Raw genomic sequence first — 6,637 nt, forward strand, 5'->3', positions numbered from 1 at the left:
GTATAAGGAGGAATAGAAAATGGGAAATATGCCAAAAGATTTTCTATGGGGCGGTGCTTTAACTGCTCACCATTCGAAGGAGGCTGGAATCAAGGCGGCAGTGGTGGATGTCATGACAGCCGGAGCCCACGGCGTACCGAGAGAAATAACAGCAACCATCGAAGAAGATAAATTTTATCCAAACCATGAAGCGATTGATTTCTATCATAACTATAAAGAAGACATCGCTTTGTTTGGCGAAATGGGAAAAATGTTTAAGAACCTCGATCGGATGGAGCCGAATTTTTCCGAAAGGCGACGAAGCGGAACCGAACGAATAAGGGCTGCAATTCTATGATAATGTATTGGATAACTGCTGAAGCACGGCATTGAACCTGTTATTACGTTATCTCACTTTGAAATGCCGCTGCACCTGGCTAAAGAATATGGCGGATTTCGAAATAGAAGAGTAGTAGATTTCTTCGTAAAGTTCGCGGAAGTATGTTTTGAACGGTATAAAGATAAAGTGAAATACTGGATGACATTTAATGAAATCAATAACAAGATGGATGTGAGCAATCGCTGTTCCTATGGACTAACTCTGGTGTTGTGGTAGAAGAAGGCGAAAACGCGAAGGAAGTTATGTATCAAGCAGGTCATCATGAATTAATCGCCAGTGCGTTGGCTGTTAGCGAAAGGAAAAGAAATCAACCCAGAGTTCCAGATTGGGGCCATGGTTTCTCATGTACCGATTTATCCTTATTCCTCAAACCCAGAAGACGTCATGTTAGCGGAAGAGTCCAAGAGGCAGCGCTACTTCTTCTCGGACGTACACATTAGCGGCTATTATCCAAACTACGCTTTAAAAGAATTTGAAAGAGAAGGATATAACATCAAGTTCGAAGAGGGCGATGGAGAAATCTTAAAAAATGGGACAGTAGATTATTTAGGCTTCAGCTATTACATGTCTACGACCGTAAAAAGTGATGTAGAAAAGGATAACACGGGGGATATCGTTAATGGGGCATTGCCAAATGGAGTAGAAAATCCATACATTAAATCCAGTGACTGGGGCTGGGCGGATTGATCCAACCGGGCTCAGATACACATTAAAATCGTCTCTATGACCGGTATTAAATTCCATTATTTATCGTAGAAAATGGCTTTGGTGCTGTCGATTCGGTAGAAGAGGATGATAATGAAGGCAGCGGATCCATGAAGCGCTATAAAAAAGCTTCTTTTGATTGGTATAAAAAAGTCATTCAGACGAATGGAGAAGAATTGTAAGTTCAATATGATTGCTGAACAACAACCCGGGTAACGGCTTTTTATAAATAGAGCCTTATTCGGGTTTTGTAAAAAGAGCAGAAGCTATTTAGTAGGAGTTCTTAAATCTATTAGGAAAAAACTAGGTAATTTTTTAAAAAATGTGGTGTGAAAGACTCAATTACATAGCCATCTATTGTAATTTCATTAAGTTATCGATAAATTAAACACTGTCATTACAAAAAATTCCTAAAATAAAAGAGCAAGATGATGGCGGGAGGAGCCATGGCAACTTTAACAGAGGTTTTTCTCTCATATACATTTACTTGTGATAGAGGTCTCTTATATAGAAGGATATTTCGAAGATGCTTGCTGATACTATAGATTGCTATATTTTTCTACAATTCACATACATTAAAAAAGCCCTGGAAGAATTCCAGGACTAGGAGAATTGATAAAATGACTTCTTTTAGTAAGCTGAAATTATTTGATCTCCATAGTAATCTTTAACCATACCGAGTCCAGTTTGGTAGGATTCTGAATAGTATCTTTTAACAATCACACCATCGCTAGTAGTGTTAGTAGTTGTCATTAGGTCTTCATAGTAACTAATGTTAGATTGAATTCTTTCTTGAATAATTGATTTAGTTTCAATGGCACTTGCTCCAAAAATAGTAGCTCCGTAACCATTTGTATATGCTCCTACAATACCGGATGCTATTAATGCCGCGTAGTCATAAGCATTGCTTTGATAAAAACTTAAAGTTTTTGATGACTCGTCTATTCGGTCTTGAATCTCCTCTGCAGAATACTTAAATTCACTATATGTACCGTCACTGTCTTCTCCATGATTAATAGTAGCTGCAGATGTAGTGTTAGCATATAAAAATAATAAAACCACGAACAGTGAACTAGACAATAAAACTTTGAAATATTTTTTCATTCGTTTCCTCCCTTTTGATATATTTTAGGAAATAATTGGAACTGCATTTTTGAATTTATCGGAAATTTAAATCAAATTCAATATAAAAGTACATAAATAGGTCTTTAAAATTACATTATTTTGTAGAATAGTTAGTTTATACCTAAAACTGGAAATTATAAATATTGTTCTGTATGATTATTTATATAATTCAAGAAAGAGGGGAGCTGGTTTTTATGAATTCTATAAAAAATATAAAATCTCTAGTCCAGTTAGCTGTGATACTTATTTTTATTGCCTTAGGTTTATTTAATGATTCAATGACATATGTTATTGCTGGATTAGTTGTACTTCTAATTTTGGAGTTTGCCTTTAGGTTCAATAAAAGTGAGAAATCAAACAGTCAATGAATATATTTAATTTAAATTTTTAATAATGCGGTAGATCTTGCGGTCACTCGGTGATACAAAGCAGGGACAAGATGGGAAGGCATCTCTATGTTTAAAAACGGTACGGCATGATTTATGTCAATCGTAACAATGAAGTAAACGAATTCATGAAGCGTTACAAAAAAGATTCTTTTGCTTGGTATAAAAAGTAATTCAGACGAATGGAGAAGAATTATAAATTAATATGACTGGTAAACAACCCGAGTAACGGCTGCTTATAATAATGCCTGATTCGGGTTTTTTGTATGGAATTGAAAATGGACCAAAAAAAGGGTTACTTTTCCCTCTCTTCATTCCCTTCCTTCTTTATATCTTCTAGTTCTTTAAAATGTTGTACGGCAATTTCTTTCATTTTTTTACGATATTCCTCAATCATCCGATCATACACTTTTCTGACGTCTATATCTTTTTTTCTTCCCATGTTTACAGTTTATTAAAAAAGTATAATTTGTTCCTGTTTTTTTAACATTCAAAGATTATGTAAGCGTTTCCTGAACCTTTAGGAAAATGATTAAATTTTATTTCCTTTTGTACGCTTTTATACTAAAAAATATAGAACAAAACACAGGATTCTTTTAAATTTCAAAGAAGATTGGGGGATACAATATTGACAGCAGAAGCTTTAATAAATGAAGACTTAATAGACCTTAATATTCATGCTAATAATCAAATAGAAGTAATTGAACAATTAGCGGAATTACTAGAAAAGCAAGGACGGATTGAATCCCAAACAGCCTTTACCCAAGGGGTGTTGATGAGGGAGAACGAAGTGACTACCGGTTTTGGAAATGGCATCGCTATCCCACATTGTAAAGACCATTCGGTTAACCATGCCAGCATAGCTATCGGGAAATTGACAAAAGGGGTGGATTGGAGAGCAATGGATGATCTTGATGTTTCCTTTGTGATCATGCTTGCTATTCCAGATTCAGAAGCAGGAACGACTCACTTGCAAATTCTGTCAAAGTTATCGGAAAAGTTAATAGATGAAGACTTTCGAAAACAATTAATGGAAGCTGATAAACAACAAGACATATTAAATTTGTTAGTTGAAGATGTTTTTAAAAAAAATACTAATGTATAGGAGAGGTTAGATATGAAAATTATTGCGGTTACAGCTTGTCCAGCAGGTGTTGCACATACTCATATGGCTGCTGCAGCTTTAGAAGCTGCTGCTAAAAAAAGCGGAGTGAAAATTAAAGTAGAAAAGCAGGGAGCAATGGGGATGGAAAATGAAATTAAGGCTAAAGAAATAGCTGATGCAGATGCCCTTATTCTTGCAGTAGATACGGCAATTACAAAATCAGAACGCTTTAATGATATTCCTACGGTGAAAGCGTCTGTTGCGGAGGCTGTTAAAAATGCTCAAGAACTCATCGATAAGGCAATGAATGTGGAAACGAATCAATAACCGAAGCAAGTTGAGGTGAGGTGATCGTATGAAAAAAGTTCTTGAAGAAGCGAAAACACATCTTATGACGGGTGTTTCATATATGCTGCCTTTTGTCGTTGCTGGCGGGTTGATTCTTACCATTGGTTTATTATTTGGAGGTGGAGAACAGGAAGCAGGACTTGCTAAGAAAACGGCAGACACTGGTGTTCTTGTTTTCTCTCTGATGGTTCCTGTGATGGCGGCATACATGGCTTATTCGATTGCAGATCGACCCGGTATTGCTCCAGGTATGGTAGGCGGTTTAATTGCTGACGAAATCGGGGCAGGTTTTTTAGGGGGAATTGTTGCTGGTTTTATTGCAGGTTATATTGTAAACGCCCTTAAGCAGCTACCAATGCACAGATATTTCGTCCAATTAAAACCAATTATCGTTATTCCGTTACTTGGTGCAGGTGCTGTTGCCATACTAATGTATATCATTGGACAACCCATTGCCGTTTTATCAGAAGGTTTAGAAGGATGGCTTAAGTCCATGAGCGGAGGAAATTTGATTATATTAGGTCTGGTTATCGGTGCTATGATGGCCTTTGATATGGGCGGGCCGGTTAATAAGGTAGCCTTTGCCTTTTGCGTAGGAATGCTGAATCAAGAGGTTTATTATCCTATGGCAGCATGCTGGATCGGTATCATGACGCCTCCAATTGGCTTGGCGCTTGCTACTAGATTTGCTCCAAAAAAATTCACATCAGCCGAACGGCAAAGTGCCCTGCCAACCACATTTATGGGGGCAACTGGTATTACGGAAGGTGCCATACCATTTGCAGTATCTGATCCATTACGTGTAATTCCTTCCATTGTTGTAGGCTCCGCTGTTGGAGGGGCTTTGGCTTTAGCCTTAGGTACCCAAGCACCTATTCCAAGTGGTGGAGTGTTTGTAGTTCCATTTTTCGTTAAACCATTAATGTTTGTGCTGGCCTTTGCTATCGGCATTGTTGTAACAGCTCTAATGACCGTAATGTTAAAGAAAAAGGCAGAAGAAGAACTATCAATTATGGAAGAAACTTCATAACTTTAATATTTATTAATGAGGGGCCTATTTATCTGTCCCTCCTATTTCATTATCTACTGTAGTGATTTTAACGATGGAGGCATTACAATGAATTTTCATCTGGTTTCTCATACTCATTGGGATCGAGAATGGCACCAAACTTATCAGCAATATCGGGTCAAGCTAATCAGATTTATGGATGAGCTCATTCAATTATTGGAAAACAGCCCTGAATACACCTCTTTTACGCTGGACGGCCAAACGATTGTGTTGGAGGATTATTTAGAGATCAAACCTGATAAAAGGGAATCTATTACCAGACTTGTACAAGAAGGGAGATTGCTCATCGGTCCTTGGTATATCCAACCGGATGAATTTATTCCAAGTGGAGAATCTCTTATCAGAAACTTGTTAATTGGACAACAAGTTGCTAATGAGTTCGGACCGTCTATGAAAATTGGATATCTTCCCGATTCTTTTGGACAGGCCGCACAAATTCCACAAGTATTAAATGGATTTGGAATGAAGCATGCCCTATTCTGGCGGGGGATTACAGATGAGGAAACAGTGAAAACTGAGTTTTGGTGGGAAGGTCCAGACGGTTCGAACGTTTTTACAACACATTTGCCTTTAGGCTATGGGAATGGGAGAATGATTTCTACTAATCTTCATCAAAATTTGGAAGTTATCGATGAAAATGTCCAAGCATTAAAAGATAAGATAACCTCTCCAAATATGTTATTAATGTGTGGTTTTGATCAAAGAACGGCGATAAAAGAATTACCAGAAATAGTTGAACAATTGAATCATCATTTTGTATCCACCGATTGTGATTATTCCTTCAAGATGACTCAGCTTAAAGATTACTTTGATGCCGTTCAAGAAGAGGCTGAAAACCTAGAGGTTATTAGTGGAGAATTCAGAAAAGGGAAAGATATGCGTGTGCATGTGAGTATTGCATCCACTCGACTGGATTTGAAAAAGGATAATTTTGAGGTTCAGAATTTATATGAGAAATACTTGGAGCCTCTCAACACAATGTCTTATCTGTATGGAAATACTTACGATAATGACATGATTAATAGAGGCTGGAAATACATCCTTCAAAACCATGCTCATGATTCCATTTGTAATGTATGCACAGATGCCACTCACCAGGAAATGGAAATGAGGTATCAGTCCGCTAAACAAGTTGGAGAATCCATACAACATAGCGTGACCAAAGAATTGGTAGAAAAAATTAAATTCGATTATGATAAAGGAATCCCGCTTATAATCTTCAACACGTTAGGCCATCAAAGAAAAAATTACGTGGAAGTAACGGTTCAATTAGAATATAAAGATTTTGTAATTGTCGATCCTGAAGGTAATCCTATCCCTTATCAGGTTCTTGAAACAAAACGAGAGAATTTAAATGATAAACAGATCGAGATCGGTGTCAAAAATGAGGATCCGGATTAACCCCTTGAATTTGGACACGTACTCTATTTATCTAGCATAATCATACTTTATCTCTTCTTTTGTCTTCGGGTAGGATCGCCCATTTGCTGCGTTTGTCAAGGGCCGCTTACGCTCTCCCG

General features: G+C 37.3%; 5 protein-coding genes and 2 pseudogenes. 6 read left to right on the forward strand and 1 reads right to left on the reverse strand.

Annotated features, from left to right (window positions below):
* The first annotated feature begins 28 nt into the window (after nt 1-28).
* Nucleotides 29-1,066 (forward strand): annotated as a pseudogene (locus tag ACE1TI_RS08770) (family 1 glycosylhydrolase).
* Between the two features lie 648 nt (nt 1,067-1,714).
* Here the strand turns inward: ACE1TI_RS08770 and ACE1TI_RS08775 are convergent.
* Nucleotides 1,715-2,188 (reverse strand): hypothetical protein, encoded by a 474-nt coding sequence (locus ACE1TI_RS08775; RefSeq protein WP_375007206.1) that lies wholly within the window; start codon nt 2,186-2,188, stop codon nt 1,715-1,717.
* 484 nt (nt 2,189-2,672) lie between these two features.
* Between ACE1TI_RS08775 and ACE1TI_RS08780 the strand changes: the two are divergent.
* The 5 genes and pseudogenes from ACE1TI_RS08780 to ACE1TI_RS08800 all read left to right on the forward strand — a co-directional run.
* A pseudogene (locus ACE1TI_RS08780) lies at nt 2,673-2,794 on the forward strand (family 1 glycosylhydrolase); the annotation flags it as partial.
* Between the two features lie 429 nt (nt 2,795-3,223).
* Nucleotides 3,224-3,700 (forward strand): PTS sugar transporter subunit IIA, encoded by a 477-nt coding sequence (locus ACE1TI_RS08785; protein WP_375007207.1) that lies wholly within the window; start codon nt 3,224-3,226, stop codon nt 3,698-3,700.
* Nucleotides 3,701-3,712: 12 nt separating this feature from the next.
* Nucleotides 3,713-4,027, forward strand: a complete 315-nt coding sequence (locus ACE1TI_RS08790) for a PTS fructose transporter subunit IIB (protein WP_375007208.1) — start codon at nt 3,713-3,715, stop codon at nt 4,025-4,027.
* A gap of 28 nt (nt 4,028-4,055) precedes the next feature.
* A complete protein-coding gene (locus tag ACE1TI_RS08795) occupies nt 4,056-5,078 on the forward strand; it encodes a PTS fructose transporter subunit IIC (RefSeq protein ID WP_375007209.1) in 1,023 nt (340 codons plus the stop codon).
* Between the two features lie 87 nt (nt 5,079-5,165).
* Nucleotides 5,166-6,518 (forward strand): glycoside hydrolase family 38 N-terminal domain-containing protein, encoded by a 1,353-nt coding sequence (locus tag ACE1TI_RS08800; RefSeq protein WP_375007210.1) that lies wholly within the window; start codon nt 5,166-5,168, stop codon nt 6,516-6,518.
* Nucleotides 6,519-6,637 lie beyond the last annotated feature (119 nt).

The sequence above is a fragment of the Alteribacillus sp. JSM 102045 genome (assembly GCF_041949975.1).
GTDB lineage: Bacteria > Bacillota > Bacilli > Bacillales > Marinococcaceae > Alteribacillus.